Here is a 19,807-nt window from a genome sequence, read left to right as displayed (position 1 = left end):
GAGGCACGCGTTGATCCGTGAGGCGTCGCCGTGCGCCGGCGTGCGCTGCCGTTTTTGTGGCGGCGTACGGCGAAGAACCGCGAGCGGTGCGGTGCTTGGTGTCTCCGGGCGGTGCGGGATGCGGAAAAGTGTGACGTTCTCGGCTCAGCACACCGCCCGGAGAGTTCGGGGGGGGACCGCTCGGAGGCGGCGGGGCCGGGGATCACCCGGCCCCGGTCTCTCAGGTGCCGGTGAGGTGCTCGGGGCGTACCGGGGTCCTGTTGAGCTCCAGGCCCGTCGCGTTCCGGATCGCCGCGAGGACGGCCGGGGTGGACGACAGGGTGGGGGCCTCGCCGATGCCGCGCAGCCCGTACGGGGCGTGCTCGTCGGCGAGTTCGAGCACGTCGACGGGGATGGTCGGCGTGTCGAGGATGGTGGGGAGGAGGTAGTCCGTGAAGGAGGGGTTGCGCACCTTCGCGGTCTTCGGGTCGACGATGATCTCCTCCATCACCGCGACGCCCATGCCCTGGAGCGTGCCGCCCTGGATCTGGCCGAGCACGGAGAGCGGGTTGAGCGCCTTGCCGACGTCCTGGGCGCAGGCCAGTTCGATGACCTTGACCAGGCCGAGCTCGGTGTCGACCTCGACGACCGCGCGGTGCGCGGCGAAGGAGTACTGGACGTGGCCGTTGCCCTGTCCGGTGCGCAGGTCGAACGCCTCGGTGGGCCGGTGGCGCCACTCCAGCTCGATGTCGATCGCCTCGTCCTCCAGGACGTCGGCCACGTCCGCGAGGACCTCGCCGCCGTCGGTGACGACCTTGCCGCCCTCCAGGAGGAGTTCGGCGGTGGCCCAGGCCGGGTGGTAGGTGCCGAACTTGGTGCGGCCGAGCTCCAGGACCTTCTCCCGTACGGCTTCGCAGGAGTTCTTGACCGCGCCGCCGGTGACGTACGTCTGGCGGGAGGCGGAGGTGGATCCGGCGGAGCCGACGCGGGTGTCGGCGGGGTGGATGGTGACCTGGTTGACACCGAGTTCGGTACGGGCGATCTGGGCGTGGACCGTGACGCCGCCCTGGCCGACCTCGGCCATCGCGGTGTGCACGGTGGCGACCGCCTCACCGTTGATGACCTCCATCCGCACCCGGGCGGTGGAGTAGTCGTCGAAGCCCTCGGAGAAGCCGACGTTCTTCAGGCCGACCGCGTAGCCGATGCCCCGGACGACGCCTTCGCCGTGGGTGGTGTTGGAGAGCCCGCCGGGCAGGGCCCGCACGTCGATGGAGGTGCCTTCGCTGCCCGCCGCCAGCCACTGCTGCTCGGGCGGCAGCGGCCGGGACTTGACCCGGCGCAGCAGCTCGGCGACCGGGGCCGGCGAGTCGCAGGGCTGTCCGGTGGGCAGCAGGGTGCCCTGTTCCATGGCGTTGAGCTGCCGGAACTCCACCGGGTCCATGTCCAGCTTCGCGGCGAGCTTGTCCATCTGCGCCTCGTAGGCGAAGCAGGCCTGGACCGCGCCGAAGCCGCGCATCGCGCCGCAGGGCGGGTTGTTGGTGTAGAGCGCGACCGCCTCGATGTCGACGTCCTCGATCTTGTACGGACCGACGGAGAGCGAGGAGGCGTTGCCGACGACCGCCGGGGAGGCGGAGGCGTAGGCGCCGCCGTCCAGGACGATGCGGCACTTCATGTGCGTGAGCTTGCCGTCCTTGGTGGCGCCGTGCTCGTAGTGGAGCTTCGCCGGGTGCCGGTGGACGTGGCCGAAGAAGGACTCGAACCGGTTGTAGACGATCTTGACCGGCTTGCCGGTGCGGAGCGCCAGCAGGCAGGCGTGGATCTGCATCGAGATGTCCTCGCGGCCGCCGAAGGCGCCGCCGACGCCGGAGAGCGTCATGCGGACCTTGTCCTCGGGCAGGCCGAGGACGGGGGCGATCTGGCCGAGGTCCGAGTGCAGCCACTGGGTGGCGACGTACAGCTCGACGCCGCCGTCCTCGGACGGCACGGCGAGACCGGACTCGGGGCCGAGGAAGGCCTGGTCCTGCATGCCGAAGACGTACTCGCCGGTGACGATGACGTCGGCGCGCTTGGCGGCCTCGTCGGCGTCGCCGCGGATGATCGGCTGGCGGTGCACGATGTTGGGGTGCGGGACGTGGCCGATGTGGTGGTCGTCGCGGCCCTCGTGCACGAGTACGGCGTCCGGGGCGGTCGCCGAGGCCTCGTCGGTGATGAGGGGCAGCTCGCGGTACTCGATCTTGATCTTGGCGGCGGCGCGGCGCGCGGTCTCCGGGTGGTCGGCGGCGACGATGGCGACCGGCTCACCGTGGTGGCGGACCTTGCCGTGCGCGAGCACCGGCGTGTCCTGGATCTCCAGGCCGTAGTTCTTCATCTCGGCCGGGAGGTCGTCGTAGGTCATCACCGCGTAGACACCGGAGGTGGCCAGCGCCTCGGAGGTGTCGATGGAGACGATCTCGGCGTGCGCGACGGTGGAGCGCAGCGTCTGGCCCCACAGCATGTCCTCGTGCCACATGTCGGAGGAGTACGCGAACTCGCCGGTGACCTTGAGGGTGCCGTCGGGGCGGAGCGTGGACTCGCCGATGCCGCCCTTGGTGGGCGAACCCTGGGTGATCTTGGTGGGCGTTCCGGCCGGTACGGTCTGGGCTTTGACGGGCGCCGTGGCCTTGGGCTGCGTGGTGGCTTCGGGGTGCGTCGTCATGACTGGACCGCCTCTTCCTGGCGGGCGGCCGCGAGGCGGACCGCGTCGAGGATCTTCTCGTAACCCGTGCAGCGGCACAGGTTGCCGGAGAGCGCCTCGCGGATGTCCTGGTCGGACGGGGAGGGGGTGTTCTCCAGCAGTTCGTCGGCGGCGACCAGCAGGCCGGGGGTGCAGAAGCCGCACTGGACGGCTCCGGCGTCGATGAACGCCTGCTGGATCGGGGAGAGCTCGGCGGCCTCGCCGGCCTGTCCGTCGGTGGGCTTGGACTGCCAGCGCTTGGCGGCGTCCAGGGTGGTGCCGCAGGCGCCGGAGGCGCAGCCGCCGCCGGGGTGGGCGTCCTCGCGGTGCTTGGCGTAGTCGGCCAGGCCCTCGACGGTGACGACCTCGCGGCCCTCGACCTGGCCGGCGGCGACCAGACACGAACAGACCGGGACGCCGTCGAGGCGGACCGTGCAGGACCCGCACTCGCCCTGCTCGCAGGCGTTCTTGGAACCGGGCAGCCCCATACGCTCACGCAGCACGTAAAGAAGGGACTCGCCCTCCCACACGTCGTCGGCTTCCTGCGGACGGCCGTTGACCGTGAAATTGACTCGCATGGTTACGCAGCTCCTTCCAGCGTGCGGCCCGCGCCGCGGTACTGCTCCCAGGTCCAGCCGAGCGTGCGGCGGGCCATGATGCCGACCGCGTGCCTGCGGTACTTCGCCGTGCCCCGTACGTCGTCGATCGGGTTGCAGGCGCCCGAGGCGAGGGCGGCGAACTGCTTGGCGATGGCGGGGGTGATGATCTTGCCGCTCTCCCAGAACCCGCCCTCGTCGAGCGCGGCGTTCAGGAAGGCCTCGGCCTCCTTGGCCCGGACGGGCGTCGGGGCGGCGGAGCCGATGCCGGTGCGCACGGTGCGGGTCTCGGGGTGCAGGGCGAGGCCGAAGGCGCAGACGGCGATGACCATCGCGTTGCGGGTGCCGACCTTGGAGTACTGCTGGGGCCCGTCGGCCTTCTTGATGTGCACGGCGCGGATCAGCTCGTCCGGCTCCAGGGCGTTGCGCTTGACCCCTGTGTAGAAAGCGTCGATGGGAATCAGCCGCGTTCCGCGTACGGATTCGGCCTCCACCTCGGCCCCCGCGGCGAGCAGCGCCGGGTGGGCGTCACCGGCGGGTGAGGCGGTGCCCAGGTTGCCTCCGACACCGCCGCGGTTGCGGATCTGCGGCGATGCGACGGTGTGCGAGGCGAGCGCCAGGCCCGGCAGCTCGGTGCGCAGGTTCTCCATGATGGCGCTGTACGGCACGGAGGCGCCGAGCCGTACGCTCTCCTGGCCGACCTCCCACTCGGTCAGCTCATCGATGCGGTTCAGGTCCAGGAGGTACTCGGGCCGCCGGTGGTCGAAGTTGATCTCGACCATCACATCCGTGCCGCCCGCGATGGGCACAGCCGTGGGGTGCTCGGCCTTGGCGGCGAGCGCCTCCTCCCAGCTGGCGGGGCGAAGGAAGTCCATGAGTGGCTCTCTTCTTCTCAATCGGGTCGTACACCGGGGCTGGGGACGGCCGGCCCTCGTCTGCCTCGTGTGGCTCGTTCATGTGGTGTTCATGTGGTGTGTGGCCCAGTACACAAGCCAGGGCCCGGTGGGTGCAGTCACCGAACCACTGAAGGAGTTGGCTGGTCTCCGTCCCCGTCTTGTAGATTCGAACGAATGGCGGGGATCAGTAACCTCGCCGCAATTCACAGGTACCCGTTCACCCCTGTGGTCCCTCACCCCTTCCCGGCTTCACCCACCTGCTCCCACCCCTACGGAAAAAGATCGGCGGCGACGAGATGCGGCTGCGCGCACTGCTGGAGACCGATGCGCTGGGCCTGCGGCTGCTCGGCGGCGAGGACGAGCTGGACCGCACGGTCCGGGGCGTCATGACCACCGACCTGCGGGACCCCAGCCGCTACCTCTCCGGCGGCGAGCTGGTGCTGACGGGGCTCGCCTGGCGCCGGGACGCGAGCGACTCCGAGCCGTTCGTCCGGATCCTGGCGGGCGCCGGGGTGGCCGGGCTCGCGGCGGGTGAGGCGGAGCTCGGCGACATCCCCGCCGACCTGGTGGAGGCGTGTGTCCAGCACCGCCTGCCGCTCTTCGCCGTCAACGAGACGGTGGCGTTCGCCACGATCACCGAGCACGTCGTGCGCCAGGTCTCCGGGGAGCGGGCGGGCGACCTGGCGGCCGTGGTGGACCGGCACCGCCGGCTGATGACCTCGGGCCCGGCGGGCGGCGGCCCCGAGGTGGTCCTGGACCTCCTCACCTCCGACCTGGACCTGCGGGCCTGGGTCCTGTCCCCCACCGGCCGCCAGATCGCCGGGGCGGGCGCCCCGCTGCCCGCCCCCCTGGGCGCGGCCCTGGCCGGGCACCACCTGGCGGCGACCCGCACCGGGCGCCGGGGGCCCTACCGGGCGGCCGTCGCCGGTTCGACGTATTCGCTCTTCCCGATCCGCAACGCCGGCCGGGGCGCGGTCCCGGCCGCCCGGGACGTCCGGGAGTCGGTGCTCTCCGACTGGCTGCTCGCCGTCGAGGCGGACGCCTCGGACTGGCCCGCCGCCCGGCTCGACCTGCTCCAGGGCGTCACCCAGCTGATCGCGGTCGAGCGCGACCGCCGTGACGCGGCCCGTACGGTACGCCGCCGGCTCGCCCAGGAGGTGCTGGAGCTGGTCCAGGCGGGCGCCGCCCCGGCCGAGATCGCCGCCAGGCTCCGGGTCGCCGCGCCGGTCCTTCTGCCGGGCCTCGGGGTCGCCCCGCAGTGGCAGGTCGTGGTGGCCCGGGTCGACTGGACCGCTTCGGGCACGGCGGGAGGAGCGGGCGGACCGGGCGACATCGCGGGCGGACCGGTCGCCCAGGCCCTGCTGGAGGAGATCCTGGTCGACCCGGCGGTCAGCGGCCCCGACTCCGCCGACCGCATCGCCGTCGCCCACACGGGCGAGGAGGCCATCGCCCTCGTACCGCTGCCGGCCGTGCCCGCCTCCCTCCCCGAGACGGTAGACGGCCCCACCGACAACGCCGGGACGGCCGACCAGGCCGCCGCGCCGGACACCGCGGAAGCCCCGGCGGCGCAGGACCCCGCGCTGCACGCCGATGCGCTGCTCGCCGCCGTACGCGAACCGCTCTCGGCCGGCCTCGCCGACGACGGGCGGCTGACACTGGGTGTCAGCGCGGCCGTGCACTCGGCCGAAGGGCTGCGCGGCGCGCTGGAGGAGGCCCGGCACGCCCGCCGGGTGGCGGCGGCCCGGCCGGGCCGGGTCTGCGCGGCCGGCCACCACGAGCTGGCCTCGCACGTGCTGCTGCTGCCGTTCGTCCCCGACGACGTCCGCCGCGCCTTCACCGCCCGGCTGCTGGACCCGCTGCGCGACTACGACCGGCGCCACCGCGCGGAGCTGATCGAGACGCTGGAGGCCTTCCTGGACTGCGACGGCTCCTGGACCCGCTGCGCGGCCCGGCTGCACCTCCACGTCAACACACTGCGCTACCGCGTCGGGCGGATCGAGCAGTTGACGGGCCGTGACCTTTCGCGCCTGGAGGACAAGCTCGACTTCTTCCTTGCCCTGCGCATGAGCTGACCCGTGCGCCCCACCGGGCGCCGGTGAGCTCCCCCCGTTTGTGAATTCCTTCACCTGACATCAGTCGGACCCCTTGGCCCGGCGTGCCATTCCGTGCTGAGATTCGGCGGTACTCAACAGCACAATGGCGCGCTCGGGGAGGGCAATGTGGCGGATACCGCCATGTCTGGTTCCGGAACGACAGCAGATGACGATCCGCCGCTCCAGACAGCGGTATGGCGGCTGCGGTCCCGCGCCTGCTGGACGGATGCCGCCGCCCTGCTGGAGCCGCACGCCACGGGCGACCCGGCGGCGGCGATCCAGCGCACCGCCCTGCTGACCGAGCGCTGTCTCTACACCGGCGAGGGCTGGACCGACGCCGAGGACGCGCTGCGCGGCGCGGAGGCGCTGGCCCGCACCGACGACGAGCGCGGCGGGGCCGCCTGTGAGCGGGGCCATCTCGCCTACGCCTCGACCCTGCTGGGCGTACGCGACCGGGCGGACGAGGCGAGCGTCGCGCTGAGCCGGGCGGCGGCGCTGCTGGCGCCCGCCGCACCCGGACGGCCGCTGCTGGACTTCCGGCGCGGGCTGATCGCCCAGTACATCGCGGACTCCCCGCAGTCGGCCCGCGCGGCGTACCGCCGGGCGCACGCCGGGGCGGCCGCGCGCGGCGACGAGCTGCTGCTCTCCTTCACCTGGCGCCACCTGGCCTCCCTGGCGCTCCAGGAGGGTGAGCTGGCGGAGGCCCGGCACGGTTTCGCGGAGTCGCTGCGGATCCGCGAGGAGCTGGGCTACCTGGTCGGTACGGCCCCGGCGCTGATCTCGCTGGCGGAGGCGGAGCCCGAGCCGGAGGCGGCCCGGCTGCGCGCGGAGGCGGGGCGGCTGTTCCGGCTGCTCGGCGGGGTGCCGACGTGGCTGGCGCCGCACATCGGGGTTCCGGGACCGCGGCCGGCGGCGGCCACCTGAGGACCGGCGGGCTGGCGGAGCGCGCGCCCCGTCAGCCGTCCGCGCCGGTGAAGTGCTCCCGTACGAGGGCCTGGACGACGGTCAGGTCCTGGGCGATCAGGGCGTCGAGCAGCGCGGTGTGCTCGGCGGCGTCCGCCAGCAGGTCGGCCCGGCGGGTGGCGGGACCGGCGGTCAGCGGCCACTGCGAGCGGCGGTGCAGCTCGTCGGCGATCGCGACCAGCTGCTCGTTGCCCGCCAGGGTGAGGACCGCACGGTGGAAGGCCCGGTCGCACTCGGCGTAGCTCGCCCGGTCGCCCACCGCCGCCGCCGTCACCGTCGCGTCGGCCAGCGGGCGCAGCGCGCTCCACCGCTCGGCCGGGACGGTGCGGGCCAGCCGGAGCATCACCGGTACCTCGATCAGGGCCCGTACCTCGGCCAGCTCCGCCAGCTCACGGGGCCCGCGCTCGCTGACCCGGAAGCCTCGGTTCGGCACCACCTCGACGGCGCCCTCGGTGGCCAGCTGCTGCATCGCCTCGCGCACCGGGGTCGCGGAGACCCCGAAGCGGGCGCCGAGCGCGGGGGCGGAGTAGACCTGGCCGGGGGTCAGCTCGCCGTCGACGAGAGCGGCGCGAAGAGCCTGGAGGATCTGGCCCCGGACGGAGTGACGGATCACACGCGGGGCGGGCGGCTCGCCGTGGGTGTGCTCACCCCGGACGAGGGGAGCGTCCTGCGAACGGCCGCCGCGCATCTGTTCGGGCACCCGGCCGGTCGCCGGGGTGCCGGCGTACGCGCCGGGCCCGTACGGCGGCCGTACGCCCTCTCGCGCGCTGCCCTGCTCCACCCGGACCTCCTCGGCCTCCGCGACCTTCCGCGCGGGCCGGCTCGCGTGCGCCCGGTCCCCCGTGCACGATAGAGGCAGGAGGCTGCAGTTCAAACATCGATCGCGTCGGGTAAGGTAAGCCTTGCCTCAAACGATCCCGATTCGGCGGTCCCTGAATGACGCTCACCCCGCTGCTCGCCGGCGCCGCGACGTCCCCCCTGACGGCCGCGTACGCACGCCTGACCGAGGTCTTCCCCGGGCTGCGCGCCGAGGTGCTCGACGAGGGCGCGCCCGCCCCCTCCGGCGCCGGCTGGGTCGGCGCGGCCGAGCTGGCCGCCGGCGGGCCGGCCGTGGACACCTTCCTGGCCTGGGACAACGCTCAGGTGTTGCGCGACTACGGACAGCAGGCCCGCCCCGATGTGGTGGCCAGCTTCGGCCTCCACCGGTACGCCTGGCCCGCCTGCCTGCTGGTGACCGTGCCCTGGTTCCTGCACCGCCGGGTGCCGCGCGTCCCCGTCGAGGACGTGGCCTTCCAGCGGGCGCTGGGACACCTCACCGTGCGGGCCCGCGAGTTCGCCTGCCTGCCGGACGACCCGGCCGCGTCCCTGCCCGGCGCCCGGGTGGTCCCGGACGAGGCGGCGCTGCGGGCCGAGGTGCTGGCGGCCCTCACCGAACACCTGGAGCCGGTGCTGACGGGGTTCGGACCGCGCATGCGGCGAGGGAAGCGGGCGCTGTGGGGCATGGCGACGGACGAGATCGTCGAGGGTCTCTGGTACATCGCGCACCTGCTCGGCGAGGAGCGCCGCGCGATGGCCGAGCTGGAGCTGCTGCTCCCGGGCACCACGAAGCCGTACGTCGGCGGCGCGGGCTTCCGCGAGCTGACCGGGCCCGAGGGGCAGCCGCTGCCGACCCGGGACCGGGCGAGCTGCTGCCTCTTCTACACCCTGCGCCCCGAGGACACCTGTGTGACCTGCCCGCGGACCTGTGACGCCGACCGGGTGCGGAAGCTCGCCACCGCTTCCTGATCCCGGCGCCACCCACACCCCCCGTCCGGATGACGTGAAATCGAACGCAACTCGGTTGACCGGAACGGCAGTTCGAGAAGATTCCACCCATCGATAGCCTCTCCCACCCCCATGGCGTGCTCTTGTCCCGAAACCCCCGGTGCGGGACGGGAATTCCGTCACGATGGCGCACGAAACGCCCTACGTGACGCAAGGGACCGCGCATGAGACTGACCGACATATCGCTTGACTGGCTGCTTCCGGGCGCCGTGCTGCTCGTGGGAGTCATGGCGGCGGTGACGGTGGTCGCACGCGGCAAGCGTGCCGCCGGCAAGGCCGCGGCCGACGACTCCTGGGAACGCAGCGAGGAGCGGCGCCGGCGCAAGGAAGCGCTGTACGCCACCGCCAGTTACGTCCTGCTGTTCTGCTGCGCGGCCGTCGCCGCCGCGCTCTCCTTCCACGGGCTCGTCGGCTTCGGCCGGCAGAACCTGAACCTGAGCGGGGGCTGGGAGTACCTGGTCCCGTTCGGACTGGACGGTGCCGCGATGTTCTGTTCCGTGCTGGCCGTACGGGAGGCGAGCCACGGAGACGCGGCGCTCGGCTCCCGGCTGCTGGTGTGGACGTTCGCCGGGGCCGCCGCCTGGTTCAACTGGGTGCATGCCCCGCGGGGCATGGACCACGCGGGCGCTCCGCACTTCTTCGCGGGGATGTCCCTCTCGGCCGCGGTGCTCTTCGACCGCGCCCTCAAGCAGACCCGCCGGGCCGCGCTGCGCGAACAGGGCCTGGTGCCCCGTCCGTTGCCGCAGATCCGCATCGTCCGCTGGCTGCGGGCGCCCAGGGAGACCTTCGGCGCCTGGTCGCTGATGCTCCTGGAGGGCGTCCGCACGCTGGACGAGGCGGTGGACGAGGTGCGGGAGGACCGCAGGGAGCGGGAGCAGGACCGGCTGCGCCGGCGTGACCAGGAGAAGCTGGACCGGGCCCGTATCAAGGCCCTGAACCGGCAGAACCGGGTTTGGGGCCGCGGCCGGCTGGGCCACCAGGTGGACGTCCCGGCCCTCGCCCCGGCTTCGGGAGGCACGGCGCCGCCCGTCGCGGAGCCCGCCATAGCTGAGCCGGGTCAGCTGCCTCTGCGACCCCGGCCATCCCTGCAAGCCGTCGGCCCGACCCAGCCGGCGGACGGTTCGAGCTCGAAGAGCCTTGGCCCTTCGAACCCGGGAAGTGACGCGCGGACGGTCGACCTCACCGCCGAGGACGACACCCAGGCACTCCCCCGGCTCGACTCGCTGGAACAGAAACTGAAGGATCTGGAGCAGCAGTACACGGGGTCATGACCCGCGCGTACGGCGGTGAGAGGCCTCGACAGCCGTCCCGAGGGCGGCCGGTTCAGGCGCTCTCACCGCGCAGCTCGAACCAGACCACCTTGCCCAGGGCCCGCGCCTCGACCCCCCAGGCGTCGGCCAGACTCCGCACCAGGATCAGACCCCTGCCGTGCGTACCGTCGTCGGCGTTCGGTACGTACGGCGCGGGCAGGTCCGCCTCGAAGTCCTGCACCTCCACCCGTAGCGCGGCGGGCGTCGCCGTCGCGGTGACCACGGCCCCGTGCCGGGTGTGGATCAGCGCGTTGGTCACCAGCTCGCTCAGCAGCAGCTCCGCCGCCTCCACCTGTTCGGGGCCGGAGCGATGTCGCAGGAACTCCCGCAGCTCGCGCCGGACTTCCCCCACCGCCGACCGTTCCGTATGGCCGACCCTGCGGCGCATCCGGGCCGGCTGCTGCGCCGTCCCGCCCGGTCTCCGCCCCTGCGGGCCGCGCCCCTCGCCGGCCTGGGACCTCTTCTGACGCTTCACCGTTTCCCCCGCCCGCACAGCGATCAGACCTCCTTCGTCCCGGCCGTCCGTCGAACGGCCTCACGGGATGCATGCCCCTGTACGCACACGGTCACGCTTACCGGGTCCGGCGGGAAGGACACAGGCAGAGGCAGCGGGGGGCGCACGAGGATATGCCGTCCCCCGCACGCCTTCAGGGGTGCTCCGGGCAGCGCCGGGGGCGCACCAGGAGCGGGGAGGGCGTCAAGGACGGGGCACGTTACGGAGGTTGGAGCGGGCCATCTGGAGCATCCGGCCCACTCCGCCGTCCAGCACGACCTTGCTCGCCGAGAGCGCGAAGCCGGTGACCATGTCGGCCTTGATCTTCGGCGGGATGGAGAGCGCGTTGGGGTCGGTCACCACGTCGACGAGCGCGGGACCCTTGTGCTTGAAGGCGTCCTTCAGCGCGCTCTGAAGCTGCTTGGGCTTCTCGACCCGCACCCCGTACGCCCCGCAGGCGCGGGCCACGGCGGCGAAGTCCGGGTTCTTGTTGGTGGTGCCGTAGGCGGGCAGCCCGCCGACCATCATCTCCAACTCCACCATGCCGAGCGAGGAGTTGTTGAAGAGCACCACCTTCACCGGCAGGTCGTACTGGACCAGGGTGAGGAAGTCGCCCATCAGCATGGAGAACCCGCCGTCGCCCGACATCGCCACGACCTGCCGGTTCCGGTCCGTGAACTGGGCGCCGATCGCCTGCGGCAGCGCGTTGGCCATCGAGCCGTGACTGAACGAACCGATCACCCGCCGCTTGCCGTTGGGCGTCAGATAGCGAGCGGCCCACACGTTGTTCATCCCGGTGTCGACGGTGAACACGGCGTCCTCGTCGGCCATGTCGTCGAGGACGGAGGCGACGTACTCGGGATGGATCGGGGTGTGCTTCTCGACCTTGCGGGTGTACGCCTTGACGACACCCTCCAGCGCGTCGGCGTGCTTCTTCAGCATCCGGTCGAGGAACTTGCGGTCGTTCTTGGGCTTCACCCGGGGTGTCAGACAGCGCAGCGTCTCCCGCACATCGCCCCACACCGCGAGGTCCAGCTTGGAGCGCCGTCCGAGGCGTTCGGGGCGGACATCGACCTGGACGATCTTCACATCGTCGGGGAGGAACGCGTTGTACGGGAAGTCGGTCCCGAGCAGGATCAGCAGGTCGCACTCGTGGGTCGCCTCGTAGGCGGCGCCGTAGCCGAGCAGCCCGCTCATGCCGACGTCGTACGGGTTGTCGTACTGGATCCACTCCTTACCGCGCAGCGCGTGCCCGACCGGGGACTTCACCTTCTCGGCGAACTCCATCACCTCGGCGTGCGCGCCCGCGGTGCCGCTGCCGCAGAACAGCGTCACCCGCTTGGCCTCGTCGACCATCCGGCAGAGCTTGTCGATCTCGTCGTCGCCGGGCCGGACGGTGGGCCGTGAGGTGACCAGGGCGTGCTCGGCGGTCTTCTCCGGCGCGGCCTTGGAGGCGATGTCGCCGGGCATCGTCACCACGCTGACGCCGCCCTGGCCGATGGCGTGCTGGATCGCCGTCTGGAGGAGACGCGGCATCTGCTCCGGGTTGGAGATCATCTCGTTGTAGTGGCTGCACTCCTGGAAGAGCAGCTCCGGATGGGTCTCCTGGAAGTAGCCGAGCCCGATCTCGCTGGAGGGGATGTGCGAGGCGAGGGCGAGGACCGGGGCCATCGAGCGGTGCGCGTCGTACAGGCCGTTGATGAGATGCAGGTTGCCCGGCCCGCAGGAGCCGGCGCAGGCCGCCAGGTTCCCGGTGATCTGGGCCTCGGCGCCGGCCGCGAAGGCGGCGGTCTCCTCGTGCCGGACATGGATCCAGTCGATGGCCGAGTTACGCCGAATGGCGTCCACCACGGGGTTCAGGCTGTCGCCGACGACGCCGTACAGGCGCTTGACGCCCGCCCTGGAGAGGATGTCGACGAACTGCTCCGCCACGTTCTGCTTGGCCATGGGTGCGCGCCCTTCCCTTGCCCCGTGTCTCCGTGCACTGTCGGTTGTCCGGACTCCGGAGGCCGAAACGTCGGCCGGACGTGCGGCCTCCGGAATCCATCAACCCACGGCGTGCGCGGTTACGCCTCCCAGACGGCCGCGCACGTGCGGTCGTCGGCGTACCCCTTGATGCGGAGCTGGGTGTCGGCGAGGAAAGCCGGCAGTCCGGGCGGCCCCGGCGGCCCCCAGCGCTCCGCGAGCTCGTCGGGAAGCTCCGGTTCGCCGCGCATCGGCTCGGCGAACCCGTTGCTGCACAGCAGCAGCGTGTCGCCCGGGCGGGCCACGGAGGCCCGGAACCGGAAGAGTTCGGCGGGCGGCGGGGCGGGGCCGTCGCTGTACGGGGACGGGGGCGTGGTGATCTGGAGGTCCATGGTCAGCCGGTCACCGTCCGGCCCCTCCTCGCTCACCCCGGACGCGGCCTGCTCCGGAATCACGGGCTCCAGGTCCTGCCAGAGCCCGTCGCGGAGCCGGAACAGACCACCGCTGCCGACGCCGAAGAAGACCCTGGTACGGCAGTCGGGGTCGGCGGAGAGCAGCAGGCACCGCAGGCTGGTGGTGTACTCCCCCGGTTCGAGGCCGAGTTCGGCGGCCCGGGCCCGGAGCTTGCCGTACGTCCGGTCGGTGAGCCGGTGCAGCCCCGACTTCAGGTCGGCCCGGCGGCCCGCCCTTATGTCCTCGGAGAGCCGGGCGTGGCTGCGGGCCACCGCGCCGCCGATCCACCGGCAGGCGTCGGCCGCCGCGAGATGCGCCCCCTCGCCGCCCCGTACGCCCCCGGCCACGGCGACGAGCACGAGGGCGCTCTCGGCCGCCCCGAACCGGGCGGTGAGCAGCGCGTCGCGCCGGGGCTCACCGCGGAACCGGGCGGAGTCGCCCCGGACGGAGGCGGCCCGCAGGGTGTACGTCCCGTACCGCGCGCCGTCCAGCACGGTGTCGGGGACCAGGGCGTCCAGGTTCTCCGAGGTGGCGGCGGGCAGGGCGGCGGGCTCGGCGTCATAGGTGGGCGGCCGGTCCCCCAGATGGCCGACGAGGGGCCGGGCCCCGCCGCCGCCATCGGCCGGGGCGTCGCTCGCGGCCCAGTCCGGGGGGAGTTCATGCAGGGCGACAGGGTCGGGCGCGGTGACGGGTCCGGCGGCGGGCGGGGTGAGCGACGCGGGCGGCGGCTCGGGCTCGGGCGGCTTCGGCACGGCGAAGGTGCGGGGGCCGGGCGGACCGGCGGGGGCTTCCCAGGGAGCGGGGAAGACGGTGTTACGGGGACCGGGGACGGCGGCCTGAGTGGCGACCGGGACCGGCTCCGGCTCTCGCTCCGGCTCCGGCTTTCGCTCCGGCTCTTCGGACGGTGGCGCCTGCTCGCGGTAGGGGTCCCAGGCTGTGCGGGGATCCGGTCTCACCTCCGGCAACGGCTCCGGCTCCCGCTCCGACTCCGGCTCCACCGCCTCACTCACCGTGTCCGACACGGAGTCGAAGCGGTCGTCGAGGCTGTCGGGCGCACTGCTCGGACCGGTGTCCGGCGCGGTCTCGTCGTACAGCTTCCGCCACCAGTCGTCCTCATGGGCGGCGGGCTTCTCCCCCTGCTGACTCATGCCCTTATTGTCCACCGCGAAGGCCGCCCGAAAACGGGACATCAGGAAAAAGTGGCTCGCACATGAGGTCCGCCGGGCGGCCCCACCCCCCACGGGAAGGACGCCCGGCGGACCGGTCGGTGTGATCATCGGATGTGCAGGTCGCCGGGGCTGTCGCCGGTACCGGAGTGGCGCAAGACTGGCAGAGGGACCAGGGGTACAGGGGATGATGTGCGCGGCGGGTTTACGCCGTGGCCCTTTTCCGCCACGGCGAACCGGCCGGAACGGGCGCTGCGACGCGCGATCACCACACCCGGGGAGGGTCGGGAGATGCTGGGGGCACTGGGTCTCGACGAGAGGCAGGAAGCCGCGTACCGGGCGCTGGTGGCGGCGGGAGCGGCGGAACTCTCCGATCTCGCGCACCGGCTGTCGCTCCCGGAGGCGGACGCCGAGCGGGTGCTGCGGCGGCTGGAACAGCAAGGCCTGGCCGCGCAGTCCTCGGCCCGCCCCGGCCGCTGGGTGGCGGCCCCGCCGGGCGTGGCGCTGGGGGCCCTGCTGATCCAGCAGCGCCACGAGCTGGAGCAGGCGGAGCTGGCGTCCGCGCTGCTGGCCGCGGAGTACCGGGCGGAGGCGAGCGAGCCCGAGGTGCACGATCTGGTGGAGGTGGTGACCGGTTCGGCGGCGGTCGCCCAGCGCTTCCACCAGTTGCAGCTGGGCGCGGCGTCCGAGGTGTGCGCCCTGGTCACCGGCAAGCCGATCGCGGTGACCGGCATGGAGAACGAGTCCGAGGAGCGGGCTGCCTCGCGCGGGGTGGTCTACCGGGTGGTCGTCGAGCGCGAGGTGCTGTCGCTGCCGTCGGGGATCCTGGAGCTGTCGGCCGCGCTGAGCCGGGACGAGCAGTGCCGGGTGGTCGACCGGGTGCCGACGAAGCTGGTGATCGCCGACGGGACCACGGCGATGGTGCCGCTGACCGGGCGGGGCGCCGAGCCCGCCGCGCTGGTCGTGCACGCCAGCGGGCTGCTGGAGTCGCTCATGGGCCTCTTCGAGGCGGTGTGGCGGGAGGCCATGCCGCTGCGGCTGGGTGAAGGCGGTGGCGGGGTGCGTGAGGACGGCGTCGGACCCGACCCCACCGATCTGGAGATCCTGTCGCTGCTGCTGGCCGGGCTGACCGACGCCAGCGTGGCCAAACAGCTGGAGCTGGGGCTGCGGACCGTGCAGCGCCGGGTCAAGGGGCTGATGGAGCTGACCGGGGTCTCCACCCGGCTCCAGCTGGGCTGGCACGCGTACGAGCGGGGCTGGGTCGCCCGTTCCGCTCCGCCCGGGTCGCCCCCGTCGGCGCAGGTCGCGGGCGTGCGCTGACGCGCGGAGCGGTGCGCTCTCCGGCAGGCTGGTCGAATGGGTGTGTGGCAGCTCGTCGGCGTGGGCCTGGTCATGCTGCTGGGCCTGGTCGGGGTCCTGGTACCGGGCGTGCCGGGCCAGGCGATCGTCTGGGCGGCGGTGCTGTGGTGGGCGCTGACGGACATGACCGCGACGGCCTGGGGCGTCCTGATCGGCGCAACGGCCCTCATGCTGTTGAACCAGGCCCTGAAGCCGCTGCTGCCGCCGCGCCGCCCGGGTGAGTCGGGCGCGCCCCGCCGGACGGTGATGATCGGCGGGGTGGCGGGGATCGTGGGCTTCTTCGTGGTGCCCGTGATCGGCGGCATCGCCGGGTTCGTGGGGGCGATCTACGGGGCGGAGCGGCTGCGGCTGGGCAGCCGTGGCGCGGGTTGGACGTCGGTGCGCTCGGTGATGCGGGCGACGGGCTACGCGGTGCTGGTGGAGCTCTTCGCGTGCCTGCTGGTGGCGGGGGCCTGGCTGGGCGCGCTGATCTGGGGCTGACGGGCGGCCGTCTCCAGATGGCGTACGGCGTACGAGCGCCACGGCCGCCACCGCTCGGCCCCCGCTGTCCCGTAGGGGTCGACATCCGGGTCCCCGAGCGCCCGCATCCGGATCAGCGCGGCGCTCCGCCGGTCCACCCCGGGCAGCGTGCCGAGCGCCCGCTCCGCCTCCTCCCGGTCGGCCCCCGCGTCCAGCCGCAGCTCCCCGTCGGCGAGCGCGGCGGTCAGGGTCCGCAGGGCGGGGTCGGTGACGGCCCCGGCCAGGACGCCCGGCTCGGGGAACACATGGGTGAGCGCGCCGCACGGCACGTCCAGCACCTTCCCGTACCGCTCGACCAGCTCTGCCGCCCGGTCCCGCCCCACCAGTGCCCGTACGGCCTCCTCCTCCGGGTCCGCCGCCCCCGGCGAGCGCAGCCCGGGGCGGGCGGCGACCAGCGGGGCGAGCCGGGGATCGGCGGCCAGGGCCTCGTCGACGGCGTACGGATCGGCGTCCAGGTCGAACAGGCGCCGCAGCCGCTGTACGGCGGTGGTCAGGTCGCGCAGGTCGGTGAGGTGGATCCGGGCCTCCAGCCACGGTCCTGGCGATCCCTCGTCGACGGCGGCGATCCCGGTCCCGTACGGCAGCCGCAGCGTACGCCGGTAGGTGCGGCGCCCCGGATCCCCGGCCATCTCCTCGACCCGGTCCACGGCCCCATCCCCCAGCAGGTCGAACAGGGCGCCGGCGGCGTACGGGCCCCGATGGGCGAGCCGTAGCGGGATCCCGGCCCGCAGCCCCGCTCCCCGGCCCCCGCCGAGCCCGGTCCCGGCCTCCGCGCGCAGGGCGCTGGGGGTGCGGGCGTAGATCCGGCGGATGGTGTCGTTGAACTGGCGCACGCTGGCGAACCCGGCCGCGAAGGCGATCTCGGTGACGGGCAGGCCGGTGGTCTGGAGGAGGACCCGGGCGGTGTGGGAGCGCTGGGCGCGGGCGAGCGCGACGGGTCCGGCGCCCAGCTCGGCGTTGAGCTGGCGCTGGACCTGCCGGGCGCTGTAGCCGAGCCGCCCGGCGAGGCCGGGGACGCCCTCGCGGTCCACCACGCCGTCGCCGATCAGCCGCATGGCGCGGCCGACGGCATCGGCGCGGACGTTCCACTCGGCGGAGCCGGGCACGGCGTCGGGGCGGCACCGCCGGCAGGCCCGGAAGCCGCCCGCCTGTGCGGCGGCCGCCGTCGGGTAGAAGCGCACGTTGGCGCGTTTGGGGGTGACGGCGGGGCAGCTCGGCCGGCAGTAGATGCCGGTGGTCACGACGGCGAAGAAGAACGCGCCGTCGAACCGTGCGTCGCGGCTGCTCACCGCCTCGTACCTGGTCCGGTCGTCCATCACACCGTCCAGTGTGCGGCAGCCGCCGCTGCCGCACTCGCGGTTTTCGGACGTCGAAGCGTGATCTCGAACCGGACGGGCTGCGGGCTACCGCACCCGGCCCCCGCGCTTGGCCTGCATCGCCGCGCGCCCCTCGGCACCCTTGCGCTTCCAGTCCTTGAGGATCTCCGAGCGCACCCGGGCGTCGGTCTTGGCGACGATCCGCTGGTTCTCGCGCAGCAGCTTGCGGTAGCTCTCCAGCCGCCGGTCGGGCAGGGTGCCGTCCTCCAGCGCGGCGAGGACTGCGCACCCGGGCTCGCTGCGGTGGGCGCAGTCGTGGAACCGGCACCGGGCCGCCAGCTCCTCGATCTCGGAGAAGAGCTCGCCGACCCCGGTCCCGGCGTCGAAGAGGCCGACCCCGCGCAGCCCGGGGGTGTCGATGAGGACGCCCCCCTGCGGCAGGACGAGGAGGTTGCGGGTGGTCGTGGTGTGCCGGCCCTTGCCGTCGACGTCCCGGGCCGCCCGCACCTCCATCTCGTCCCGGCCGAGCAGGGTGTTGGCCAGGGTGGACTTGCCGGCGCCGGAGACGCCGAGGAGCACGCTCGTACCGCCGGAGACGACGGCGCCGAGCACGTCGAGCCCCTCACCGGTGGTGGAGCTGACGGGGTGGACCTGGACGCCGGGCGCGATGGCCTCGATGTCCTGGACGAGGTGGGACAGAGTGACCGCGTCGGGCACCAGGTCGGCCTTGGTGAGCAGCACGATCGGCTCCGGCCGGTGCTCCCCGGGGCCGTATCCGCCGCCCAGCAGCGCGGCGCCCTCGGAGCTGGACAGGGCGAGCGCGAGGAAGCGCTCGATCCGCCCGAGGTCCAGCTCGACGGCGAGCGAGACGCAGATGACGATGTGGTCGATGTTGGTGGCGAGCACCTGCCCCTCGGACCGTTCCGAGGAGGTCGAGCGGACGAAGGCGGTCCGGCGCGGCAGCAGCGTACGGACGAACCGCGGATCGCCGTCCGCGTCGAGCGCCACCCAGTCACCGGTGCAGACGATCCGCATCGGGTCGCGCGGCACCACGAACGCGGTGTCGGCCCGGACCGGGCCGTCGGGGGTGATCACGTCGCACTGACCGCGGTCCACCCGCACGACACGCCCCGGGACGAGACCCTGCTCGGCATAGGGGGAGAAGGCGGCCGCCCAGTCGTCGTCCCAGCCGTACGGAGCCAGCGGGTGCGAGGAGGACGGAACCGGAAGAAACGAGAAAGACAAGGGAAACCCTTCACAGGGGGCCCCGGCACCGCGCTGTCGGCGCGGGAGATACGTGAAGTGGATCAGCCGGTGGCCACGGGGGTGAGAACGATGCTCTTCTGGTTGTGGGCAGTGCCCACCACAACGACAGTCATCAATGTCCTCACCTCCTGATTCCTCGGGTCCCGATTCCTCGGGTCCCGATTCCCTGGGTCCTTACGCGGCAGAGCTTAGCCCCGCCGCTCCCGGCGGCGTCAACGGGTTTTCCGGCGCCCGCACCGAAGTTGCCCGGCGATCTCCCCGATTTCCCTGATCTCCCACGATCGGGTGATACGCATGCATACCGACCGGTCCGTGGCCGTTAGGGTGCCGGTCATGACCACACCTCAGACCACCTCCGGCACGTTCACACCGGCCCAGTTGGGCACCCAGATCCTGATCGGCTGGAGCAGTCGGCAGCCCGACGCCGACCAGGACACCGCCTACCTCCTCGCCTACTCGCTGGGCGACGGGCAGGACGGACCGGAGGCCGGCAGCAACGCGCTGCGCATCGCGCTGGGGCGGGCGGGCCTCCAGGTCGGCGGCCCGATCCAGGACGCGGCCGAGGCCCCGGGGATCCAGGCGAAGCTCCTCGTCCAGGCGGGCCAGGCCGTGCTGACGATGCCTCACCTCAAGGCGCAGTACCCGGCCCCCGCGGAGTGGCTCGCGGCCGCGCTGGGACAGGGCCAGGTGTACGGCATGTTCGCCACGACCCCGTGGCCGGAGGCCGTTCCGGGGCAGCCGGTCAGCGAGGACCAGCTGCGGGCCTTCGCGGCGGACGAGGAGGTCGTCCGCTCCGCCGCCCACTGCCTGCTCCCGGTCCGCTCCCTCGGCTGATCCTCCGGCCGGCCCTCCCCCCGGGTCACCGGGACACGGCGATGCCCACCACCCCCCGTGGA

16 protein-coding genes are annotated in these 19,807 nt (G+C 73.1%); 7 read left to right on the top strand and 9 right to left on the bottom strand.

Features of this window, described 5'->3' with window-relative positions; all coding sequences use genetic code 11:
• Nucleotides 1-220 precede the first annotated feature (220 nt).
• Genes IF17_RS0104695 through IF17_RS0104685 form a run of 3 tightly spaced genes read right to left on the bottom strand, consistent with a single transcriptional unit; the run spans nt 221 to nt 4,163 of the window.
• On the bottom strand, nt 221-2,674 hold the full coding sequence (locus IF17_RS0104695; protein WP_030562429.1) for a xanthine dehydrogenase family protein molybdopterin-binding subunit: 2,454 nt from the start codon (nt 2,672-2,674) through the stop codon (nt 221-223).
• Nucleotides 2,671-3,270, bottom strand: coding sequence for a (2Fe-2S)-binding protein (locus tag IF17_RS0104690; protein WP_030562428.1), 600 nt, complete (start codon nt 3,268-3,270; stop codon nt 2,671-2,673). Before IF17_RS0104690 ends, IF17_RS0104695 begins: the two co-directional genes overlap by 4 nt.
• Nucleotides 3,271-3,272: 2 nt before the next feature.
• Nucleotides 3,273-4,163 carry an FAD binding domain-containing protein gene (locus IF17_RS0104685; RefSeq protein ID WP_030562426.1) on the bottom strand — a complete coding sequence of 297 codons (891 nt, stop codon included), beginning with the start codon at nt 4,161-4,163 and terminating at the stop codon, nt 3,273-3,275.
• Nucleotides 4,164-4,480: 317 nt separating this feature from the next.
• Between IF17_RS0104685 and IF17_RS0104680 the strand changes: the two genes are divergently transcribed.
• Entirely contained in the window at nt 4,481-6,256 is a 1,776-nt protein-coding gene (locus tag IF17_RS0104680; RefSeq protein WP_030562425.1) for a PucR family transcriptional regulator ligand-binding domain-containing protein, read from the top strand.
• 162 nt (nt 6,257-6,418) lie between these two features.
• Nucleotides 6,419-7,201: a hypothetical protein gene (locus IF17_RS0104675; protein ID WP_030562424.1), complete on the top strand. Its 783-nt coding sequence runs from the start codon at nt 6,419-6,421 to the stop codon at nt 7,199-7,201.
• A 31-nt stretch (nt 7,202-7,232) separates the two neighbouring features.
• On the opposite strand, the gene IF17_RS0104670 is transcribed toward IF17_RS0104675, so the two are convergent.
• The gene (locus IF17_RS0104670; RefSeq protein ID WP_030562423.1) at nt 7,233-8,021 is read right to left on the bottom strand and encodes a GntR family transcriptional regulator; all 789 of its coding nucleotides are present in this window, start codon (nt 8,019-8,021) and stop codon (nt 7,233-7,235) included.
• Between the two features lie 155 nt (nt 8,022-8,176).
• Here IF17_RS0104670 and IF17_RS0104665 point away from each other — a divergent pair, with 155 nt between their 5' ends.
• Together IF17_RS0104665 and IF17_RS0104660 are read left to right on the top strand one after the other, a co-directional pair.
• The gene (locus tag IF17_RS0104665; protein ID WP_030562422.1) at nt 8,177-9,025 is read left to right on the top strand and encodes a (2Fe-2S)-binding protein; all 849 of its coding nucleotides are present in this window, start codon (nt 8,177-8,179) and stop codon (nt 9,023-9,025) included.
• A 203-nt stretch (nt 9,026-9,228) separates the two neighbouring features.
• The gene (locus tag IF17_RS0104660) at nt 9,229-10,335 is read left to right on the top strand and encodes a DUF2637 domain-containing protein (RefSeq protein ID WP_030562420.1); all 1,107 of its coding nucleotides are present in this window, start codon (nt 9,229-9,231) and stop codon (nt 10,333-10,335) included.
• Nucleotides 10,336-10,387: 52 nt separating this feature from the next.
• On the opposite strand, the gene IF17_RS0104655 is transcribed toward IF17_RS0104660, so the two are convergent.
• The 3 genes from IF17_RS0104655 to IF17_RS0104645 all read right to left on the bottom strand — a co-directional run bounded on the left by IF17_RS0104655 (nt 10,388) and on the right by IF17_RS0104645 (nt 14,433).
• Complete coding sequence (locus IF17_RS0104655) at nt 10,388-10,762, bottom strand: ATP-binding protein (protein ID WP_030562419.1); 375 nt, start codon at nt 10,760-10,762, stop codon at nt 10,388-10,390.
• Nucleotides 10,763-11,071: 309 nt separating this feature from the next.
• Nucleotides 11,072-12,814, bottom strand: coding sequence for a pyruvate dehydrogenase (locus IF17_RS0104650; protein ID WP_030562418.1), 1,743 nt, complete (start codon nt 12,812-12,814; stop codon nt 11,072-11,074).
• 119 nt (nt 12,815-12,933) lie between these two features.
• On the bottom strand, nt 12,934-14,433 hold the full coding sequence (locus IF17_RS0104645; protein ID WP_030562417.1) for a protein phosphatase 2C domain-containing protein: 1,500 nt from the start codon (nt 14,431-14,433) through the stop codon (nt 12,934-12,936).
• A 309-nt stretch (nt 14,434-14,742) separates the two neighbouring features.
• Between IF17_RS0104645 and IF17_RS0104640 the strand changes: the two genes are divergently transcribed.
• On the top strand, nt 14,743-15,771 hold the full coding sequence (locus IF17_RS0104640) for a helix-turn-helix transcriptional regulator (RefSeq protein WP_030562414.1): 1,029 nt from the start codon (nt 14,743-14,745) through the stop codon (nt 15,769-15,771).
• A gap of 36 nt (nt 15,772-15,807) precedes the next feature.
• Nucleotides 15,808-16,290 (top strand): DUF456 domain-containing protein, encoded by a 483-nt coding sequence (locus IF17_RS0104635; RefSeq protein WP_030562412.1) that lies wholly within the window; start codon nt 15,808-15,810, stop codon nt 16,288-16,290.
• Here IF17_RS0104635 and IF17_RS0104630 read toward each other — a convergent pair.
• Nucleotides 16,215-17,645, bottom strand: a complete 1,431-nt coding sequence (locus IF17_RS0104630) for a DNA-3-methyladenine glycosylase 2 family protein (protein ID WP_030562410.1) — start codon at nt 17,643-17,645, stop codon at nt 16,215-16,217. The two genes, IF17_RS0104635 and IF17_RS0104630, sit on opposite strands and share 76 nt — an antisense overlap.
• Nucleotides 17,646-17,732: 87 nt before the next feature.
• Entirely contained in the window at nt 17,733-18,890 is a 1,158-nt protein-coding gene (gene rsgA, locus IF17_RS0104625; protein WP_030562408.1) for a ribosome small subunit-dependent GTPase A, read from the bottom strand.
• 354 nt (nt 18,891-19,244) lie between these two features.
• Here rsgA and IF17_RS0104615 point away from each other — a divergent pair, with 354 nt between their 5' ends.
• Entirely contained in the window at nt 19,245-19,745 is a 501-nt protein-coding gene (locus IF17_RS0104615) for a DUF5949 family protein (protein WP_030562405.1), read from the top strand.
• Nucleotides 19,746-19,807 lie beyond the last annotated feature (62 nt).

This window comes from Streptomyces cyaneofuscatus (genome assembly GCF_000718135.1).
In the GTDB taxonomy this organism is placed as follows: domain Bacteria; phylum Actinomycetota; class Actinomycetes; order Streptomycetales; family Streptomycetaceae; genus Streptomyces; species Streptomyces cyaneofuscatus.
The sequence above is the reverse complement of the archived record's forward strand: the minus strand, read 5'-3'. Positions and strand labels throughout refer to the sequence as shown.

Excerpts from the sequence above, each read along its gene's own strand:
- IF17_RS0104695 (WP_030562429.1), bottom strand. The coding sequence starts at position 2,674 with ATGACGACGCACCCCGAAGCCACCACGCAGCCCAAGGCCACGGCGCCC.
- IF17_RS0104690 (WP_030562428.1), bottom strand. The coding sequence starts at position 3,270 with ATGCGAGTCAATTTCACGGTCAACGGCCGTCCGCAGGAAGCCGACGAC.
- IF17_RS0104685 (WP_030562426.1), bottom strand. The coding sequence starts at position 4,163 with ATGGACTTCCTTCGCCCCGCCAGCTGGGAGGAGGCGCTCGCCGCCAAG.
- IF17_RS0104680 (WP_030562425.1), top strand. The coding sequence starts at position 4,481 with ATGCGGCTGCGCGCACTGCTGGAGACCGATGCGCTGGGCCTGCGGCTG.
- IF17_RS0104675 (WP_030562424.1), top strand. The coding sequence starts at position 6,419 with ATGTCTGGTTCCGGAACGACAGCAGATGACGATCCGCCGCTCCAGACA.
- IF17_RS0104665 (WP_030562422.1), top strand. The coding sequence starts at position 8,177 with ATGACGCTCACCCCGCTGCTCGCCGGCGCCGCGACGTCCCCCCTGACG.
- IF17_RS0104660 (WP_030562420.1), top strand. The coding sequence starts at position 9,229 with ATGAGACTGACCGACATATCGCTTGACTGGCTGCTTCCGGGCGCCGTG.
- IF17_RS0104655 (WP_030562419.1), bottom strand. The coding sequence starts at position 10,762 with ATGCGCCGCAGGGTCGGCCATACGGAACGGTCGGCGGTGGGGGAAGTC.
- IF17_RS0104650 (WP_030562418.1), bottom strand. The coding sequence starts at position 12,814 with ATGGCCAAGCAGAACGTGGCGGAGCAGTTCGTCGACATCCTCTCCAGG.
- IF17_RS0104645 (WP_030562417.1), bottom strand. The coding sequence starts at position 14,433 with ATGAGTCAGCAGGGGGAGAAGCCCGCCGCCCATGAGGACGACTGGTGG.
- IF17_RS0104640 (WP_030562414.1), top strand. The coding sequence starts at position 14,743 with ATGCTGGGGGCACTGGGTCTCGACGAGAGGCAGGAAGCCGCGTACCGG.
- IF17_RS0104635 (WP_030562412.1), top strand. The coding sequence starts at position 15,808 with ATGGGTGTGTGGCAGCTCGTCGGCGTGGGCCTGGTCATGCTGCTGGGC.
- IF17_RS0104630 (WP_030562410.1), bottom strand. The coding sequence starts at position 17,645 with ATGGACGACCGGACCAGGTACGAGGCGGTGAGCAGCCGCGACGCACGG.
- IF17_RS0104615 (WP_030562405.1), top strand. The coding sequence starts at position 19,245 with ATGACCACACCTCAGACCACCTCCGGCACGTTCACACCGGCCCAGTTG.